The organism is Streptomyces sp. R33 (genome assembly GCF_041200175.1).
In the GTDB taxonomy this organism is placed as follows: domain Bacteria; phylum Actinomycetota; class Actinomycetes; order Streptomycetales; family Streptomycetaceae; genus Streptomyces; species Streptomyces katrae_B.
This window is the reverse complement of sequence record NZ_CP165727.1, coordinates 2,550,672-2,567,865: the sequence shown is the minus strand read 5'-3', so window position 1 is coordinate 2,567,865 and position 17,194 is coordinate 2,550,672. Positions and strand designations below refer to the sequence as shown.

Annotated in this window: 18 protein-coding genes; 14 read left to right on the top strand and 4 right to left on the bottom strand. The window is 73.4% G+C overall.

The window, feature by feature from the left end; genetic code table 11:
* The first annotated feature begins 2 nt into the window (after window positions 1-2).
* From AB5J51_RS11830 to AB5J51_RS11810, 5 genes are read left to right on the top strand one after another with little or no spacing between them, the layout of a single operon-like run.
* Entirely contained in the window at window positions 3-845 is an 843-nt protein-coding gene (locus AB5J51_RS11830; RefSeq protein ID WP_053788454.1) for an ABC transporter ATP-binding protein, read from the top strand.
* Window positions 842-1,771, top strand: a complete 930-nt coding sequence (locus AB5J51_RS11825; protein WP_369777665.1) for an ABC transporter permease — start codon at window positions 842-844, stop codon at window positions 1,769-1,771. Before AB5J51_RS11830 ends, AB5J51_RS11825 begins: the two co-directional genes overlap by 4 nt.
* Window positions 1,772-1,802: 31 nt before the next feature.
* Entirely contained in the window at window positions 1,803-3,134 is a 1,332-nt protein-coding gene (locus AB5J51_RS11820) for an LLM class flavin-dependent oxidoreductase (protein WP_369777664.1), read from the top strand.
* On the top strand, window positions 3,131-4,720 hold the full coding sequence (locus AB5J51_RS11815) for an FAD-binding protein (protein WP_369777662.1): 1,590 nt from the start codon (window positions 3,131-3,133) through the stop codon (window positions 4,718-4,720). The genes AB5J51_RS11820 and AB5J51_RS11815 overlap by 4 nt, the downstream gene beginning before the upstream one ends.
* On the top strand, window positions 4,717-5,070 hold the full coding sequence (locus AB5J51_RS11810; RefSeq protein ID WP_053788525.1) for a ferredoxin family protein: 354 nt from the start codon (window positions 4,717-4,719) through the stop codon (window positions 5,068-5,070). Before AB5J51_RS11815 ends, AB5J51_RS11810 begins: the two co-directional genes overlap by 4 nt.
* 94 nt (window positions 5,071-5,164) lie before the next feature.
* Here AB5J51_RS11810 and AB5J51_RS11805 read toward each other — a convergent pair whose 3' ends face one another.
* Window positions 5,165-6,085, bottom strand: coding sequence for an NADP-dependent oxidoreductase (locus AB5J51_RS11805; protein ID WP_369777661.1), 921 nt, complete (start codon window positions 6,083-6,085; stop codon window positions 5,165-5,167).
* A gap of 36 nt (window positions 6,086-6,121) precedes the next feature.
* Window positions 6,122-6,835 carry a DUF2470 domain-containing protein gene (locus tag AB5J51_RS11800; protein ID WP_369777660.1) on the bottom strand — a complete coding sequence of 238 codons (714 nt, stop codon included), beginning with the start codon at window positions 6,833-6,835 and terminating at the stop codon, window positions 6,122-6,124.
* 162 nt (window positions 6,836-6,997) lie between these two features.
* On the opposite strand from AB5J51_RS11800, the gene AB5J51_RS11795 reads away from it, so the two are divergent.
* From AB5J51_RS11795 to AB5J51_RS11780, 4 genes are all read left to right on the top strand, one after another.
* Window positions 6,998-7,393 carry a cell division protein SepF gene (locus AB5J51_RS11795; RefSeq protein ID WP_030293940.1) on the top strand — a complete coding sequence of 132 codons (396 nt, stop codon included), beginning with the start codon at window positions 6,998-7,000 and terminating at the stop codon, window positions 7,391-7,393.
* Window positions 7,394-7,460: 67 nt separating this feature from the next.
* Window positions 7,461-8,777, top strand: coding sequence for an ATP-binding protein (locus AB5J51_RS11790; RefSeq protein WP_369777658.1), 1,317 nt, complete (start codon window positions 7,461-7,463; stop codon window positions 8,775-8,777).
* Window positions 8,774-9,154 carry a nucleotide pyrophosphohydrolase gene (locus AB5J51_RS11785; protein ID WP_053788448.1) on the top strand — a complete coding sequence of 127 codons (381 nt, stop codon included), beginning with the start codon at window positions 8,774-8,776 and terminating at the stop codon, window positions 9,152-9,154. Before AB5J51_RS11790 ends, AB5J51_RS11785 begins: the two co-directional genes overlap by 4 nt.
* A 123-nt stretch (window positions 9,155-9,277) precedes the next feature.
* A complete protein-coding gene (locus AB5J51_RS11780; protein WP_053788447.1) occupies window positions 9,278-9,763 on the top strand; it encodes a DUF6099 family protein in 486 nt (161 codons plus the stop codon).
* A gap of 89 nt (window positions 9,764-9,852) precedes the next feature.
* Here AB5J51_RS11780 and AB5J51_RS11775 read toward each other — a convergent pair whose 3' ends face one another.
* The gene (locus tag AB5J51_RS11775) at window positions 9,853-10,128 is read right to left on the bottom strand and encodes a hypothetical protein (protein ID WP_136222987.1); all 276 of its coding nucleotides are present in this window, start codon (window positions 10,126-10,128) and stop codon (window positions 9,853-9,855) included.
* A 231-nt stretch (window positions 10,129-10,359) separates the two neighbouring features.
* On the opposite strand from AB5J51_RS11775, the gene AB5J51_RS11770 reads away from it, so the two are divergent.
* A complete protein-coding gene (locus AB5J51_RS11770) occupies window positions 10,360-11,283 on the top strand; it encodes an LLM class F420-dependent oxidoreductase (RefSeq protein ID WP_133896626.1) in 924 nt (307 codons plus the stop codon).
* 15 nt (window positions 11,284-11,298) lie between these two features.
* Window positions 11,299-12,234: a homocysteine S-methyltransferase gene (mmuM, locus tag AB5J51_RS11765; RefSeq protein WP_369777657.1), complete on the top strand. Its 936-nt coding sequence runs from the start codon at window positions 11,299-11,301 to the stop codon at window positions 12,232-12,234.
* Here mmuM and AB5J51_RS11760 read toward each other — a convergent pair.
* Window positions 12,213-12,431 (bottom strand): hypothetical protein, encoded by a 219-nt coding sequence (locus AB5J51_RS11760; RefSeq protein WP_369777655.1) that lies wholly within the window; start codon window positions 12,429-12,431, stop codon window positions 12,213-12,215. The two genes, mmuM and AB5J51_RS11760, sit on opposite strands and share 22 nt — an antisense overlap.
* On the opposite strand from AB5J51_RS11760, the gene AB5J51_RS11755 reads away from it, so the two are divergent.
* From AB5J51_RS11755 to AB5J51_RS11745, 3 genes are all read left to right on the top strand, one after another.
* Window positions 12,412-13,875, top strand: a complete 1,464-nt coding sequence (locus AB5J51_RS11755; RefSeq protein WP_369777654.1) for a 3' terminal RNA ribose 2'-O-methyltransferase Hen1 — start codon at window positions 12,412-12,414, stop codon at window positions 13,873-13,875. The two genes, AB5J51_RS11760 and AB5J51_RS11755, sit on opposite strands and share 20 nt — an antisense overlap.
* A complete protein-coding gene (locus AB5J51_RS11750; RefSeq protein WP_053788443.1) occupies window positions 13,872-16,436 on the top strand; it encodes a polynucleotide kinase-phosphatase in 2,565 nt (854 codons plus the stop codon). The genes AB5J51_RS11755 and AB5J51_RS11750 overlap by 4 nt, the downstream gene beginning before the upstream one ends.
* A gap of 168 nt (window positions 16,437-16,604) precedes the next feature.
* A complete protein-coding gene (locus tag AB5J51_RS11745) occupies window positions 16,605-17,102 on the top strand; it encodes a hypothetical protein (RefSeq protein ID WP_369777653.1) in 498 nt (165 codons plus the stop codon).
* Window positions 17,103-17,194 lie beyond the last annotated feature (92 nt).

Genomic DNA, 17,194 nt, shown 5'->3' with positions numbered 1-17,194 from the left:
CCATGGCGAAGATCGTGTTCGAGTCCGTGACGAAGACCTTCCCGAGGAAGCAGGCCAAGGGCAGGAAGGCCGGGGCCCCCGGGGAGGGGAGTTTCACCGCCCTCGACGGCGTGGACCTGGAGATCGGGGCCGGGGAGTTCGTGGTGGTCGTCGGCCCCAGCGGCTGCGGCAAGTCCACCCTCCTCGACCTGCTGGGGGGCCTGACCCGGCCCACCTCCGGCCGGATCCTCCTCGACGGGGAGCCGGTCACCGGACCCGGCCTGGACCGGGGCATCGTCTTCCAGCAGTACGCGCTGCTGCCCTGGCGCACCGCGCTCGGCAACATCGAGTTCGGGCTGGAGGCGACGGGCGTTCCCCGGCGTGAACGCACGGAGCGGGCCCGGGAGTTCCTGGACCTCGTCGGCCTCACCGGCTTCGAGGACCGCCACCCGCACGAACTGTCCGGCGGCATGCGCCAGCGGGTCGCGATCGCCCGCTCGCTCGCGTACGACCCGGACGTACTGCTCATGGACGAGCCGTTCGCGGCGCTCGACGCGCAGACCCGCGAATCCCTCCAGGACGAGCTGCGCCGCATCTGGCAGCGCACCGGCAAGACCGTCGTGTTCATCACGCACGGCATCGAGGAGGCCGTGTACCTCGGGCAGCGGGTGGCCGTGATGACCTCCCGCCCCGGCCGGATCAAGGAGGCCGTCCCCGTCTCCTTCGGCGACCGGGCCACCGGCGCCGGCGGGGAGGAGCTGCGCTCCAGCCCGGAATTCGCCCGCTACCGCCACGAGATCTGGACCCTGCTCCACGACGAGGTGGCCCGCGCCCAGCAACTGGAGAAGGAGGAGGCCACCGTATGAGCACCGCAGCCGATACGAAGACCACCGCGGCCGAGGCGGAAGCCGTCCGAGCGGGCGGGGTGCCCACCCCGGCGCCTGCGCCCGTACGGGAAGCCGCACCGGTGCGGGAACCCGCCCCCGCGGCCCCCGCCCCGGCTCCGGCCGGCCCGCCCGCCCTGCGCGCCCTCGCCCGGTGGCTGCGCGCGGCGGCACTGCGTTCGGCGGCGATCCTCGCCCTGCTCGCGGTCTGGGAGGCGGCGCCCCGGCTCGGACTGGTGGACTCCACCTTCCTCCCGCCGGTCAGCGAGGTCGCGGTGGCGTGGTGGGAACTGGCGGGCAACGGACAGCTCGCCGAGCACACCCAGGCCAGCCTGGTCCGCTCCTTCGGCGGCTTCGGCATCGCCGTCGTCGTCGCGGTCCCGCTCGGTCTGCTGATCGGCTGGTACCGCCCCGTCGCGGTGCTGCTCGGCCCGCTGCTGGAGGTGTTCCGCAACACAGCGGCCCTCGCGCTGCTGCCCGTGTTCGTCCTGCTGCTCGGCATCGGCGAGACCTCGAAGGTCTCCATCGTCGTCTACGCCTGCGTCTGGCCGATCCTGCTGAACACCATCAGTGCCGTCGGCAACGCCGACCCGACGCTGGTGCGACTGGCCCGGTCCATGGACCTGTCCACGCCGAGGCTGTTCCAGAAGGTGATCCTCCCGGCCTCCGTACCGGCGATCTTCACCGGTATCCGGCTGGCCGGCGCCGTCTCGATCCTGGTCCTCGTGGCCGCCGAGATGATCGGGGCCAAGGCGGGTCTCGGCTATCTGATCAACGCCTCGCAGTTCAACTTCGCGATCCCGCAGATGTACGCGGGCATCGTCACCATCTCCGCCATCGGCGTGGCCTTCAACCAGCTCCTCGTCAGCGTCGAACGCCGCCTCAGCCTCTGGCGCGTCCCCGCCTGACACCCGTCTCTCCCACCCGAGGAACACCATCATGACCGCACCCCGGACCCTCCACCTCAACGCCTTCCTCATGAACGCCGGGCACCACGACGCCGCCTGGCGGCACCCCGGCAGCAGCCCCGAACGGGTCACCGACCTGCGGTACTTCCAGGAGCTGGCGCGGACCGCCGAGCGCGGGCGGCTCGACTCGATCTTCTTCGCCGACGGGCTCGCCCTCTGGGGCAAGGCCCGCTACAACGCCCTCGGCGGGTTCGAGCCGCTCACCCTGCTCTCCGCCATCGCCGCCGTCACCGAGCACATCGGGCTCATCGCCACCGTCTCCACCACCTTCAACGAGCCGTTCCACCTCGCCCGCAAGTTCGCCTCCCTCGACCACATCAGCAACGGCCGTGCCGGCTGGAACATCGTCACCTCCGGCACCGTCGACGAGGCCCGCAACTTCGGCCAGGACGAGCACCTCGAGCACAGCCTCCGCTACGACCGCGCCCGCGAGTTCCTCGAGGTCGCCACCAAGCTCTGGGACAGCTGGGAGGACGACGCGATCGTCCTCGACAAGGAACACGGCATCTACGCCGACACCGACAAGCTCCACCCCGCCGCCCACCGCGGCACGTACTTCGGCGTGGCCGGCCCGCTCAACGTGCCCCGCTCCCCGCAGGGCCACCCGCTCCTCGTGCAGGCCGGGTCCTCCGAGGACGGCAAGGAGTTCGCCGCCCAGTACGCCGAGGCCGTCTTCACCGCCCAGCAGACCCTCGCCGACGGGCAGACCTTCTACAAGGACCTCAAGTCACGCCTCGCCAAGTACGGCCGCACCGGATCCGACCTGCTCGTCCTCCCCGGCATCGCGCCCGTCATCGGCTCCACCGAGGCCGAGGCGAAGGCCCTGGAACAGGAGCTCACCGACCTCCAGGTGCCGGAGTACGGGCTCGCCCAGCTCTCCGGCATGCTCGGTACCGACCTCACCGGCCATCCCCTCGACGGCCCGCTGCCCGAGCTCCCCGAGGAGCGGGACATCAACGGCAACAAGAGCCGCTTCACCCTCGTCGCCGAACTGGCCCGCCGCGACGGCCTCACCCTGCGCGAGCTGATCGCCCGCCTCGGCGCCGGCCGCGGCCACCGCGTCTTCGCCGGCACGCCCGAGCAGATCGCCGACCAGCTGGAGGAGTGGTTCACCCAGGGCGCCGCCGACGGCTTCAACATCATGGCGCCCGTCCTTCCGACCGGGCTGACCGCGTTCGTCGACCACGTCGTGCCGATCCTCCAGGAGCGCGGCCTGTTCCGTACGGAGTACACCGGCACGACCCTGCGCGAGAACTACGGCCTCCCGCGCCCGGCGAACCGGTATGCGGCGGCCGTCTCGTGACCGTGACGGACCTCGCCACCGACGTCCTCGTCGTCGGCGGCGGACCGGCCGCCGCCTGGGCCGCCCTCGGGGCGGCCCGGGCCGGGGTCCGTGTCGTCCTCGCCGACAAGGGCTACTGCGGTACGAGCGGTGCGACGGCCGCCGGCGGCACCGGTGTCTGGTACGTACCCCCCGAACCCGCCGCCCGCGAGGCCGCCATGGCGAGCCGCGAAGGCCTCGGCGGGTACCTCGCCGACCGGCGCTGGATGGCCCGGGTCCTCGACGAGACGTACGCGCGGATGAACGAGCTGGCCACCGACGGCCGGTACCCGTTCCCCACCGGCCCCGACGGGCGGCCGCTCCGGGGCGGCCTCCAGGGCCCCGAGTACATGCGGCGGATGCGCATCCGGATCCGCCGCGCCGGAGTCCGCATCCTCGACCACAGCCCGGTCACCGAGCTCCTCACCGACGCGGACGGCGCGGTCGCGGGGGCCGCCGGCTACCGCCGCCAGGCCCGCGAGCACTACCGCGTCCGGGCCGGGGCGGTCGTGCTCGCCACCGGCGGCTGCGCCTTCCTCAGCGGGGCGCTCGGCACCAACACCAACACCGGCGACGGCACCCTCTTCGCCGCCGAGGCGGGCGCGGAGCTCTCCGGCATGGAGTTCTCCAACGCCTACGGCATCGCCCCCGAGGGCACCTCGGTCACGAAGACCGCGTTCTACTCCTTCGCCACCTTCTACCAGGAGGACGGCAGTGTGCTGGAGGGCGCAGCCAGCCAGGGCGGCCGCTCGGTCATCGCCCGCACGCTCCTCGACGGCGCCAAGGTGTACGCGCGCCTCGACCGCGCCGACGACGCGGCGCGGACCGCGATGCGCCGCGCGCAGCCCAACTTCTTCCTCACCTTCGACCGGCTCGGCATCGACCCGTTCACCGACCGCTTCGCGGTGACGCTGCTGGCCGAGGGCACCGTGCGCGGCACCGGCGGCATCCGGATCACCGGCGACGACTGCGCCACCGGCGTGCCCGGCCTGTACGCCGCAGGGGACGCCGCCACCCGCGAGGAGATCTGCGGGGGTTTCACCGGAGGCGGCAGCCACAACGCGGCCTGGGCGATCTCCTCGGGCAGCTGGGCGGGAGCCGGCGCCGCCGCCCACGCCCGCTCCCTCGGCTCGGGCCGAGCGGCCTGTCGGCCCGTCACCGGAGCGGGCGGAGCGGGGCTGCGCCCGACGGGACGTCCGGCCGCGGCCGCCGGCCACCGGGCGGCCGTGGAACTCGTACAGCAGGAGGTCCTCCCGTACGACAAGAACTACCTGCGCCGCGGTGACCGGCTGGCCGCGTCGCTGCGGGCGCTCGACGCGGGCTGGGCCGAGCTGCGGGCGGGGCTGCACGGAGAGGGCGCGGACCTGGTCAAGGCCCGGCAGGCGGCGGCGATGACGGCGCACGCGCGATGGATGTACGCGGCCGCGCTGGCCCGCCCGGAGACCCGCGGGATGGCCAGGCGCCTCGACCATCCGGACCAGGACCCCCGGCTGCACCACCGGATCCTGGTGGGCGGCCTGGACCGGGTGTGGACCAGGCCGGCCCCGAAGGCCGGGGTGAGGGCGTGATCGAACTGGTCTCGGCGCAGCGCTGCATCGCCTGCGACAAGTGCGTGGAGGTCTGTCCCACCGATGTGTTCGAACGGGGCCCCGAGGGGATTCCGCTGCTCGCGCGCCAGGAGGACTGCCAGACCTGCTTCCTGTGCGAAGCCAACTGCCCGGTGGACGCGCTGTTCGTGGCGCCGCTGACCCGGCCCATGCCGGAGGAGACGGCCGTACGGGACGAGGCGGGGCTGGTGCGCAGGGGGCTGCTCGGCAGCTACCGGCGCGAGATCGGCTGGGGGGAGGGGCGCACGCCCGGGGCGCTGCGGGCGATCGGCCCGCCGCTGGGCCCGACGGCGCCGCCGATCACCTCCTGAACGCGGGTGTGCCCCCGGAGCCCGGTGTTCCGGGGGGCACACCCACGCGTTCCGCCGGGTGCCGGTGCCGGTGCCGGTGCTGGGTGCCGGGGCGTCAGACCGTCAGGACGATCTTGCCGCGCGTGCGGCCCGCCGCGCTGAGTTCCCAGGCCTTCGCCGCCTCGGCGAGCGGCAGCGCGTGCTCCACGTTGACCGTGAGCTTCCCCGCATCGGCCAGTTCCCCGAGGAACGTCAGGTCGGCGGTGTCCGGGCGCACCCACAGCTGGTGCGCACCCTTGGCCGCGGCCTCGTAGTCGGCGATGGAGACCACCCGGCTGCGCTCCTTGACGAGCGACTGGAGGATCTCGACGGCGCCGTCCCCGAAGAAGTCCAGCCCCGCATCGATGCCTTCGGGGGCCAGCGCACGGATCCGGTCCGCCATGCCCTCCCCGTAGAGGACGGGCTCGGCGCCGAGTGAGCGCAGGTAGTCGTGGTTGTGCGCGCCGGCCGTGCCGATGACGCGCAGGCCGAGCGCGACGGCGATCTGCACGCCGAGCGAGCCGGTGCCGCCGGCCGCGGAGTGGACGACGACGGTCTCGCCGGCCTCCAGGCCCACGCGGACGAGGGACTGGTACGCGGTGAGGCCGGCCAGCGGGATGCCCGCGGCCTGCTCGAAGGTCAGCCCGCGCGGCTTGCGGGCCAGCGTCCGGACAGGGGCCGAGACCAGTTCGGCGTAGGTGCCGAGCTCGACCCACTCCTTGCGGACGTACCCGTAGACCTCGTCGCCGACGGCGTGGTCGAAGGTGTCGGGGCCGACCGCCTCGACGACTCCGGCCACGTCCCAGCCGGGTATGACCGGGTGGCGGACCTCGAGGATCGGGTCGAGATATCCGGCGGCGAGCTTCCAGTCCACCGGGTTTACGCCGGCGGCCTTGACCCGGACCAGCACCTCGCCCGGGCCGACCTTGGGCTGCGGTACGTCAACGAGCGTGAGGTTCTCGGAAGTTCCGTATGCGCTGTACGTGATTGCCTTCATGATCGTCCCCAACGGAGGCCCGCAGGGGCGTATTCCTCACGCGGGCAGGATGTTGCGGTGCGAGCTGCGCCGGGCCGCGCTGAACAGGGCCTGGATCTGCACCCCTGACTGCTCGACGTCGTCGAGCGGCGAGGGGAACGGCAGCCGCACGTCGTGGTGTCCGCGCCGCTGCTCCAGGCGCAGGGTGATCCCGTACCGGTCCATGGCGAGCGGCAGTACGCGCGAGACCGCGCCGGCGGGCAGCGGCCGGACCAGTCGCAGCAGGAGGGTGACGAGTTCGGCGTGGTCGTCGAGGAGGTGCGTGAGCATCCCGCCCTCGAACGGCGCGAGGGGGTCGGGGCGGGCCGCGTCGAGCTCTTCGAGGCCGACGTACGCATGGCCCTCCGCGGTCTCGAGGACGGCGCGGCCGAATTCCATGCAGGTGGAGCCGGCGCCTGCGTCCGTGTAGGGCGAGAGCAGCCGGCCGAGGACCGTGACGCGGGCGCGCACCCGGTCCCGTACGGGGGTGGGGGCGATGTCGGTGAACTCCAGCCGGATCGACGGCCGGTGCTCGCCGTCGCCGCCGGGCTCGGCGGGGTGCAGGTGCAGCCGGCCCATCGGGTCGGACCCGTCGAGGTGGCGGACCTCGCTGCGCAGCCCGTCGATGACGACGGTCATGGAGTGGGCGGCGACCAGGATCGAGCGGACCCGCTCGGCGTCGGTGGGCCGGCCGGCGGCCGGGGTGGCGGGGGCAGCACCGGACATGCGCATGCGGAACTCTCCATCGTCCTGGGCGAGTGACTTAGGTTTGCCTAACCTAACCTATTCGCTTTTGTGGGAGTACCCCGCGTCGCTCGTGTCGTTGTTGGGCTGAACGGGTGAAACGCGAGAGGATGGCGGGATGCACATGAAGCGCACGGCCGAGGCGGCCCGGTGAGCAGGTACGACGTCACGGACGAACAGTGGGAGGGGCTCGCGCAGGTGGTCCCCCTGCGCAGTCGCAACGAGTGGCCCTCCCGGGTGGACCACCGCACGATCCCCACGGCGCCGGGAGCTGCCGCGGCGGAGCAGCGGCGCTTCGTCGTGATCCGGGTCCAGATCTTCGCCGACGCCCGGGAGGTGGCCGAGTACCTGATCGCGCAGATCCCGGTGCTGCTCGACCTCACCGGCGCGGACAGCGAAGTGGCCAAGCGGATCCTCGACTTCAGCAGCGGCGTGGTCTTCGGACTGGGCAGCGGGATGCACCGGGTCGACCGGAACGTCTTCCTGCTGGCGCCCGTCGGGACCGAGGTCGAGGGGATCGCGGCCGCCGCCGTCCCCCGATCGTAGGAAGGTCGCCGGGGCGGAACGGTTCGCCGAGCCCACCGGGGGTCCGGCGGGCCGTACCGTCCGGCGCATGGACGCCACCTTGGACGCGGCGGAGGCCTCTGCGCCCGCCGCGTTATCCGACACCCCTGCCGGCCCGCCGGTTCACGATGCTCCACCGGTCGAGGACCCCGTGCCGCCCGGCACCTCGCTGCCCGACGCCGTCTCGCCGTCCGGTCGTGACCTGCCGCCCCGCCCCGCCGAGGTGGCCGCGCGGCCCGTCGTGCACCACCGGCCCGCCGTCACCGAGTTGCGGCTCTCCGCCTTCGGGGCGCACCGCGGGGCCGTCTTCCCGCTCGGGCCCGTGACCTTCCTGACCGGGCCCAGCGGCAGCGGCAAGTCCCAGGTCCTGGCCGCCTACGAGGCCCTGGCCGGGCTCGGAGCCGGCGCCACCCTCGAGGAGGCCTTTCCCGACCCGCGGGCCCGGATCCCCGACCGGGCCCTGCCCGACGGCGAGGGGCGGCGCGGCTTCCGCATCGGCTGCACCGTCGACGGCCCGGCCGGGCCCGTCCGCCTCGACCTCGCCGTCCAGGCCGAGCCCGTACTGCGGATCGTCGGCGAACGGCTCTCGGTGGACGGGCAGATCCTGCTCAGCACCGCCCTGCGCGACCCCGGCCGGCGCTCCGTACAGGCCTCCTGGCTGACGGGCGGGGCCGTCGGCGTCACCCGGGCCCCGCTGCCCGACGACCGGCTCGGCACCGCCCTGCTCCCGCTGCGCGTGGCCGGCGCCACGGCCGGCCAGCGGCAGGTCCTCGCCGCCGCCGAGCAGGTGGTGGTGGCCCTGCGCTCGGTGTTCCCCTGCGACCCGCGGCCCGAGCGGATGCGGGCCCCCGTCCCGCCGGGTGCGGGCAGGCTGCTCGGCGACTGCGCCAACCTGGCCGACGTCCTGCGCCGGACCCGCCACGAGTGCGGCACCCGCCATGCACTGCTGGCCGCGGCGGCGCGGACCGGCTGTTCGGGCCCGGTGGAGGGCCTGGACGTACGGGCTCCCGCGCACGGCCCGGTCACGGCGCTGCTGGACCGCGGCTCCGCCGGGCCCGCCACCGAACTGGGCCGGCTCGGCGCGGGCGAGCTCCGCTTCCTCGCGCTGGCGCTGGTCCTGCTGACCGGCCCGGGAGTGCTGGCCATGGACCCGGCCGCCGAACTGCTCTCCGCCCGGCAGGCCCTGACCGTCCTCGCCGACGGCTTCGACCGCGGCCTGGACCGGCGGCAGAGCGCCGAGCTGCTGCGGCTGGCCCTGCTGTGCTGCGGCCGCGGTCATGTCCGCCTGCTCGCCGCCGTGGGGGAGGAGGCGGCCGCGGCGGCCCGTGTGACCCCGGGGGTCACGGTGGTAGACCTGGGGCCATGAGCGATACCCACGACACAGAGCACTCCGAAGAGCGGCTGCACCAACTGCAGCGGCGGCTGGCCGAGTTCGCCGCGGCGCGCGGCTGGGAGCCGTACCACACGCCCAAGAACCTGGCCGTGGCGCTGAGCGTGGAGGCTTCCGAACTGGTCGAAATCTTCCAGTGGCTGACCCCGGAACAGTCGGCGGAGGTCATGGAGAAGCCGGAAACCGCGCACCGCGTGGCCGATGAGGTGGCCGACGTGCTGGCGTATCTGCTGCAATTCTGTGAGGTTCTCGGGGTGGATGTGCTGGATGCGCTCGCCGCGAAGATCGAGAGGAACGAGCTCCGCTTCCCGGTGACGGGGCCTCCGACATCGAATTGTCACTCTTCGGAGTGATGGCGTCGTCCACAACCATGTTTGTGTCCATAGATTTCCGAATACCCCTGGCTTTACTGGCGCATTGCCCTCACTCTGGGTAGTGGTGAGAACGGTGGATGTCGTGCGGACGGGGGACGGCATATGGATGCGGTACGGCTCATCGCGGCCGGCCGGCACGCGCTGGCACAGAGCGGGGCGGCGATGGACATCGTGGGCGAGGCCTGGCAGGCCCAGGCGCTCGCGCAGGGGATAGGGAGCTGGCTGGCGGTCACCGGGCCGCCGGAGCTGAGATCGGAGGCACGGGGACTGGGTGAAGCAGGGGGCAGAGGCTGCGGGGTGCTCGACAGAGCCGCCCTGCGCGGCGAGGGCAGCGCGCCCGACTATCCGCCGAGAGCGGCGCAGCTGACGGAGGTGGCGGATGTCCGCCAGGCTCTGCTCGGACTGCAGGCGTTGCTCGGCGAAGTGGGGATAGCCCTGGTCGGGGTGGCCTGCGCGACGGACGACGAAGGCCTGTACTGGCAGTGCATAGAGTCCATCGACGCGGCCGACGAATCGAGCGACCGGGTCCGGGCCGTCCTGCGGCGCCTGGCGGTGCGCGAACGGGGATCCGCCTCGGGCGTGGCCTGAGGGGAGCGGGAGAACGGCGGGGCGGCGGAGCGGCGGCGGATCGGGGTCTTGGGCCTCGGGTCCCGCCGCGCGCGACGGGACCCGCACGGTCAGTAAGACCGGTGGGACGGGCGCTCGCTCTCGGGGGCACGGCCGCCCGGGGCCGGAGGCGTGCCGGGGGCGCGGTCCGTGGAGGACTGGAGGTCGGCGTCGAGCTGCGACAGGTCGGCGTTCAGCGCAGCCATCAGCTCTTCCATCTGCTGCAGCAGGCCCTTCGGTGCGCCGCCCTGGGCGGCCGTCGCGGGCTCCTGACGTGCGTGGTCGTGTGCTGCCTGTCCGGTCTGTCCGTTCTGTTGGCGGGTCTCCGGCACGGCCTCGTGGGACATGGCGGCCTCCTCGGCCCTGGCCCTTCCACGACGGAAGGGGGCGGTGGGCGCACCGGCGATGGGCCGCCGGCGCGCGGGCCGGGCGGTCCGGCTCCGTCCGAGCCAACGATCCCCGTCCGGGCTGGTCACTGGCCGGACGCGGGGCGGACCACCGGGTTGACGCAGATTCACCCTGCCGGGGTGGGACGGGGCCGCCTGCCGGAGATGGCCCGGGGAGGCAGGATGGGAGGTATGGATCTCCGTATTTTCACCGAACCCCAGCAGGGCGCCAGCTACGACACCCTCCTGACCGTCGCCAAGGCCACCGAGGACCTGGGCTTCGACGCGTTCTTCCGGTCCGACCACTATCTGCGGATGGGCTCGGCGGACGGCCTGCCCGGGCCCACCGATGCCTGGATCACCCTCGCGGGCCTGGCCCGGGAGACGCGGCGGATCCGGCTGGGCACGCTGATGACGGCCGGCACCTTCCGGCTGCCCGGTGTGCTCGCCATCCAGGTGGCCCAGGTCGACCAGATGTCCGGAGGCCGGATCGAACTGGGCCTGGGCGCGGGCTGGTTCGAGGAGGAGCACAAGGCGTACGGCATCCCCTTCCCGGCGGAGCGGATGGCCCGGCTGGAGGAGCAGCTGGCCATCGTCACCGGCCTGTGGGCCACCGAGCCCGGAGCCACGTTCGACTACGCCGGCACCCACTACCGGGTGGAGAAGTCCCCCGCGCTGCCCAAGCCGGCCCAGGCGAAGGTGCCGGTGCTCATCGGCGGCCACGGCGCGAAGCGCACCCCGCGCCTCGCCGCCCGGTACGCGGACGAGTTCAACATGCCGTTCGCGTCGATCGCGGACAGCGAGCGGCAGTTCGGCCGGGTGCGCCGGGCCGCCGAGGAGGCCGGGCGGGGCGCCGACGACCTCGTCTACTCCAATGCCCTCGTGGTGTGCGTCGGCAAGGACGACGCCGAGGTCGCCCGCCGGGCCGCCGCCATCGGCCGGGACGTGGACGAGCTCAAGGCCAACGGCCTGGCCGGCTCCCCGGCCGAGGTCGTGGAGAAGATCGGCGCCTACGCGGCCGTCGGCAGCTCCCGCGTCTACCTCCAACTGCTCGACCTCGACGACCTGGACCACCTGGAGCTGATCTCGGCCCAGGTGCTGTCCCAGCTCGGCTGAGGAGGCGTACGTCCGATGCCCCGCGCGTCCGGCCCGCTCGCCGAAGCCCTGGCCCACAGGGTCGTGCTCCTGGACGGCGGGCTGAGCAACCAGCTCACCGACCAGGGCTGCGACCTGTCCGGTGGCCTCTGGTCGGGCCGGGTGCTCGCCGAGCGGCCGGACCAGGTGCAGACCGCCCACACGGCGTACGCGCGGGCCGGCGCCGAGGTGCTGATCACCGCCAGCTACCAGGTGGGGTACGAGGCCTTCGCCGCCCACGGCCACGACCGGGCCGCGACCACCGCCCTGCTCCACCGCAGCGTCGCACTCGCCGCGCGGGCGGCCGAAGCCGCGGACCACGAGGTCTGGGTCGCCGCCTCGGTCGGCCCGTACGGGGCGGTGCTCGCGGACGGCTCCGAGTACCGCGGGCGGTACGGGCTGAGCGTGCGCGAGCTCGCCGCCTTCCACCGCCCGCGCATCGAGGCGCTGCTCGAGGCGGGCCCCGACGTCCTGGCCCTGGAGACCGTCCCGGACGCCGCCGAGGCCGAAGCCCTCCTCACCGTCCTCGCCGGGACCGGCGCGCCCGCCTGGCTGAGCTACACCGTCGCCGGCGCCCGCACCCGCGCCGGCCAGCCCCTCCCCGAGGCCTTCGCCCTCGCGGCCGGGACCCCGGAGATCATCGCCCTCGGCGTCAACTGCTGCGACCCGGCGGACGTGCTGCCCGCCCTCGAGGCGGCTGCCACCGTCACCGCCACACCGCTCCTGGCCTACCCCAACGACGGCTCCGTCTGGGACGCGCCCACCGCCACCTGGCAAGCCCCCGCCCACCCCACCCCCTGGCCCGTCGAGGCCTGGCGCACGACGGGCGCCCGCCTGATCGGCGGCTGCTGCCGCATCGGCCCGCCCCGCATCGAGGAACTGGCCGCCGAAATCCAGCGGGGCGGGCGCAGTCAGCGGCGCCAGCGATCCTGACCGGGACCCTTGCAGGTATAGACGCTGCCGTTCTTGCCGATGCCGGTCGCCCCGGACGGGGAGCAGAACGCTCCCGGTGTGACGGTGGCCGGATCGGGATCGGCCGGGCGGGGCGGCAGGCGGCGGAGGGGGAAATCCAGTGGCCCCCGCCGTCGGGCGGCAGGCATGCTGAGCTGCATGTTCTTGACGATCTCCACCACTGGCAGTGCTGAGCACCCGGCTACCGATCTGGGCTTTTTGCTGCACAAGCACCCCGGGAAGGTGCAGGCGTTCTCCACCTCCCACGGCACCGCCCACGTCTTCTACCCCGAGGCCACGGATGCGCGGTGCACGGCGGCTCTGCTGCTCGAGGTGGATCCCGTCGCGCTCGTGCGGCGCGGGCAGGGCAAGGGGCGGGGCGGGGCGCCCGACGCCGCGCTCGCGCAGTACGTCAACGACCGGCCGTACGCAGCCTCCTCGCTGCTCGCCGTCGCGCTCAGTTCCGTCTTCCGCAGCGCGCTCAAGGGCCGGTGCACCGCCCGGCCCGAGCTGCCGGATCAGGCCCGTCCACTGCGGATCGAGATCCCGGCACTGCCCGCCCGGGGCGGGGCGGACCTCGTGCACCGGCTGTTCGACCCGCTCGGCTGGGACCTCGTACAGGCCGAACCCGTGCCGCTCGACGAGCAGTTCCCGCAGTGGGGGGACTCCCGGTACGTGCGGCTCGTTCTGGAGGGCGGGCTGCGGCTCGCCGACGCGCTGCGGCAGCTCTACGTCCTGCTGCCCGTGCTCGACGACGCCAAGCACTACTGGGTCGCCCCCGACGAGGTGGACAAGCTGCTGCGCGCCGGAGACGGCTGGCTGGCCGCGCACCCCGAGAACGGGCTCATCATTGCTCGTTACCTCGCCCGGCACAAACGGCTGACCCGCGACGCCCTGGAGCGGCTGGAGCTGCTTCGGCTGGCCGAGGCCGACGGCAGCGAGGTCGAGGAGCTCGACAACGCCGTGGGTGAGATCGAGGAGAAGCCCGTGCCGCTTGCCGTGCAGCGCCGCGAGGCGATCCTCGCCGCGCTGCGCGCCGCCGGCGCGGCCCGGGTCCTCGACCTCGGCTGCGGACAGGGCCAGCTGGTGCAGGCCCTCCTCAAGGACGTGGCCTTCACCGAGATCGTCGGTGTCGACGTGTCCATGCGTGCCCTCGGCATGGCCGCGAAGCGGCTGCGCCTCGAGCAGATGGGGGAGCGCCAGAGCAGCCGTGTGCAGCTGCTGCAGGGCTCGCTCGCCTACACCGACAAGCGGCTGGCCGGGTACGACGCGGCGGTGCTCAGCGAGGTCATCGAGCACCTGGACCTGCCGCGGCTGCCCGCCCTGGAGTACGCGGTGTTCGGCTCGGCCCGCCCCCGCACCGTCCTCGTCACCACCCCGAACGTCGAGTACAACGTCCGCTGGGAGACCCTGCCCGCCGGGCACGTCCGGCACGGCGACCACCGCTTCGAGTGGACCCGCACGGAGTTCCGTACCTGGGCCGGCGAAGTCGCCGAACGGTACGGGTACGCCGCCGAGTTCGTTCCCGTCGGGGACGACGACCCCGAGGTGGGGCCGCCGACCCAGATGGCCGTCTTCACCCAGATCAGCACCGACACCAAGAAGGAGGGTGAGGTCGCATGACCACGACCGGCACGCGCGCACTTCCCGTCACCGACCTGTCCCTCGTCGTCCTGATCGGGGCCACCGGATCCGGCAAGTCCACCTTTGCCCGCAAGCACTTCAAGCCCACGGAGGTCATCTCCTCCGACTACTGCCGGGGACTGGTCTGCGACGACGAGAACGACCAGAGCGCCAGCAAGGACGCCTTCGAGGTCCTGCACTACATCGTCGGCAAGCGGCTCGCCGCGGGCCGCCTCACCGTCGTCGACGCGACCAGTGTGCAGTCCGAGGCCCGCCGCCAGCTCGTCCAGCTCGCCCGCGCGCACGACGTGCTGCCCCTCGCCATCGTCCTCGACATGCCCGAGGAGGTCTGCGCCGAACGCAACGCCGGCCGCCCCGACCGGGCCGGGCTGCCCCGCGCGGTCATCCAGCGGCACCGCCGCGACCTGCGCCGCTCGCTGCGCGGACTGGAGCGCGAGGGCTTCCGCAAGGTGCACGTGCTGCGCACGCCCGAGGAGGCCGACAGCGCGGAAGTGGTGCTGGAGAAGCGGTTCAACGACCTCACCCACCTCACCGGCCCCTTCGACATCATCGGCGACATCCACGGCTGTTCCTCCGAACTGGAGACCCTGCTCGGCAAGCTCGGGTACGAGGACGGCGTCCACCCGGAGGGCCGCACGGCGGTCTTCGTCGGCGACCTCGTCGACCGCGGCCCGGACAGCCCCGGCGTCCTGCGCCGCGTGATGGGCATGGTCGGGTCCGGCAACGCCCTGTGCGTGCCCGGGAACCACGAGAACAAGCTCGGCCGTTACCTCAAGGGCTCCAAGGTCCAGCAGACCCACGGGCTCGCCGAGACGATCGAGCAGCTCAGCCACGAGCCGGAGGAGTTCGTCGCGGAGGTGCGGGAGTTCATCCGCGGCCTCGTCAGCCACTACGTGCTCGACGGCGGCAAGCTGGTGGTCTGCCACGCCGGCCTGCCCGAGAAGTACCACGGCCGCACGTCCGGCCGGGTCCGCTCGCACGCCCTGTACGGGGAGACCACCGGCGAGACCGACGAGTTCGGCCTGCCCGTGCGCTACCCGTGGGCCGAGGACTACCGCGGCAAGGCGGTCGTGGTCTACGGCCACACCCCGGTCCCCAACACCGCCTGGATCAACAACACGATCTGTCTGGACACCGGCGCCGTCTTCGGCGGGAAGATGACCGCCCTGCGCTGGCCCGAGCGCGAACTGGTCGACGTGCCGGCCGAGAAGGTCTGGTACGAGCCGGTCAGGCCGCTCGCCGGCGAGGCGCCCGGCGGTGCCGCGTCCGACGGGTCGCAGGCCGTCCGCCCGCTCGACCTGGGTGACGTCCACGGGCGCCGGATCGTCGAGACCCGGCACCTGGGCAACGTCACCGTGCGCGAGGAGAACGCGGCGGCGGCGCTGGAGGTCATGAGCCGCTTCGCGGTGGACCCGCGGCTGGTCCCGTACCTGCCGCCGACCATGGCGCCCACCGCCACCTCGCAGGAGGACGGCTACCTGGAGCACCCGGCCGAGGCCTTCGCCCAGTACCGCAAGGACGGCATCGCCCAGGTCGTGTGCGAGGAGAAGCACATGGGCTCCCGCGCCACCGTCCTCCTCTGCAAGGACGCCGAGGCGGCACGCGAGCGCTTCGGCGTCGTGGGCCCCACGGGGTCCGTCTACACCCGCACCGGACGGCCCTTCTTCCAGGACCCCGAGGTCACCGAGGAGGTCCTCGCCCGGCTCCGCGGCGCCGTCACCGACGCCGGCCTGTGGGAGGAACTGGCCACCGACTGGCTGCTGCTGGACGGGGAGCTGCTGCCCTGGTCGCTGAAGTCCACCGGCCTGCTGCGCAACCAGTACGCCGCCGTCGGCGCGGCCTCCCGCGCCGTCTTCCCGGACGCCCTCGCCGCCCTGGCCGCGGCCGCCGACCGGGGCGTCGACACCGGCGACCTGCTCGCCCGCCAGCGGGACCGGGCCGCCGACGCCGGGCGGTTCACCGACGCCTACCGGCGCTACTGCTGGACCACCGACGGGCTGGACGGCGTACGGTTCGCGCCCTTCCAGCTGCTGGCGGCGGCCGGGCGCTCGCTGGCCGACGTACCGCACGACGAGCAGCTGTTCTGGCTGGACCGGCTCGTCGCCGCCGACGAGGCGGCCGGTACCGGGCTGTTGCGCCGCACCGGCCGGATCCTGGTCGACACCGCCGACGAGGACTCGGTACGGGCGGGCACCGACTGGTGGCTGGAGCTGACGGCCGCGGGCGGCGAGGGCATGGTCGTCAAGCCGCTCCAGGCGTACGCCCGGGACGGCAAGGGCCGCCTGGTCCAGCCCGGCGTCAAGGTCCGCGGCCGCGAGTACCTGCGGATCATCTACGGGCCGGAGTACACGCGTCCGGAGCAGCTGGAGAAGCTGCGCCAGAGGTTCCTGGGGCACAAGCGCTCGCTGGCCCTGCGCGAGTACGCGCTCGGGCTGGAGGCCCTGGACCGGCTGGCGGGCGGGGAGCCGCTGTGGCGGGTGCACGAGGCGGTCTTCGGGGTGCTCGCCCTCGAATCGGAGCCGGTCGACCCCCGGTTGTGACGCAGAGGCCGTGACACGGAGGCGTAAAGGCGAGGCCCCCGTACGGCCGCGAATTAGGTCGTATGGGGGAACTTTCCCGAAGAACGCCGGGAAAACCACCGGCGGGATCGTTCATCCAGGGCAGCGGAATGTCCGCGACCCTGGAAGGACGGAACGTCACTTATGAAGATGACCGCGCGCGGAAGCATTGCGGCACTCATGACCTGTATGGCCGCGGCAGGCACAGCCAGCCCGGCCGTGGCCGACTCGGTGCCGGTGGCCGTGCCCCTGGACGCCGTGAAGACCACGCTGGGCGTGGACACCCCGCGCGTGGCCACCGCGGTGCCGGTGCCGGTCGTCGGCGCCCCGGAGGCTCCGCGGTACCACAGGGGGGACCTGCTGCCCAGCCCGATCCTCCCGGTGCTGCCGGTCGGCACCGAGCTCGGCAGCACCCTGGTCGGCGCGCCGGTGCCGAACCTCCTCGGCGACCCGAAGACGGACGGCGAGGGCACCCTGGAGTCCCCGGCCACCGACCTGCTCGCCCGCACCCCGGGTGCGGTCGTCGGCGCCCCGCTGACGATGCCGAACGGCGACAACTTCGGGATCCCGGACCTGACCACTCCCAAGCTGGGCCTGACCACCCCGGAGCTGATCGGGACCCCGGCGGCACTCCTCGGTCTGCGCTGATCCCGCGGGGGCTGCCGGGCCCCGCGGGGGCTGCCGGTTCGGCCCGGTCTCCTGAGCGAACGCCCCATCAAAAAGCCGTCCGGTCTGCGAAC

Coding starts and splice junctions, on each gene's coding strand:
- AB5J51_RS11755 (WP_369777654.1), top strand. CDS start 12,412: ATGTTCTTGACGATCTCCACCACTGGCAGTGCTGAGCACCCGGCTACC.
- AB5J51_RS11820 (WP_369777664.1), top strand. CDS start 1,803: ATGACCGCACCCCGGACCCTCCACCTCAACGCCTTCCTCATGAACGCC.
- mmuM (WP_369777657.1), top strand. CDS start 11,299: ATGCCCCGCGCGTCCGGCCCGCTCGCCGAAGCCCTGGCCCACAGGGTC.
- AB5J51_RS11800 (WP_369777660.1), bottom strand. CDS start 6,835: ATGCGCATGTCCGGTGCTGCCCCCGCCACCCCGGCCGCCGGCCGGCCC.
- AB5J51_RS11825 (WP_369777665.1), top strand. CDS start 842: ATGAGCACCGCAGCCGATACGAAGACCACCGCGGCCGAGGCGGAAGCC.
- AB5J51_RS11750 (WP_053788443.1), top strand. CDS start 13,872: ATGACCACGACCGGCACGCGCGCACTTCCCGTCACCGACCTGTCCCTC.
- AB5J51_RS11830 (WP_053788454.1), top strand. CDS start 3: ATGGCGAAGATCGTGTTCGAGTCCGTGACGAAGACCTTCCCGAGGAAG.
- AB5J51_RS11780 (WP_053788447.1), top strand. CDS start 9,278: ATGGATGCGGTACGGCTCATCGCGGCCGGCCGGCACGCGCTGGCACAG.
- AB5J51_RS11775 (WP_136222987.1), bottom strand. CDS start 10,128: ATGTCCCACGAGGCCGTGCCGGAGACCCGCCAACAGAACGGACAGACC.
- AB5J51_RS11790 (WP_369777658.1), top strand. CDS start 7,461: ATGGACGCCACCTTGGACGCGGCGGAGGCCTCTGCGCCCGCCGCGTTA.
- AB5J51_RS11785 (WP_053788448.1), top strand. CDS start 8,774: ATGAGCGATACCCACGACACAGAGCACTCCGAAGAGCGGCTGCACCAA.
- AB5J51_RS11805 (WP_369777661.1), bottom strand. CDS start 6,085: ATGAAGGCAATCACGTACAGCGCATACGGAACTTCCGAGAACCTCACG.
- AB5J51_RS11745 (WP_369777653.1), top strand. CDS start 16,605: ATGACCGCGCGCGGAAGCATTGCGGCACTCATGACCTGTATGGCCGCG.
- AB5J51_RS11770 (WP_133896626.1), top strand. CDS start 10,360: ATGGATCTCCGTATTTTCACCGAACCCCAGCAGGGCGCCAGCTACGAC.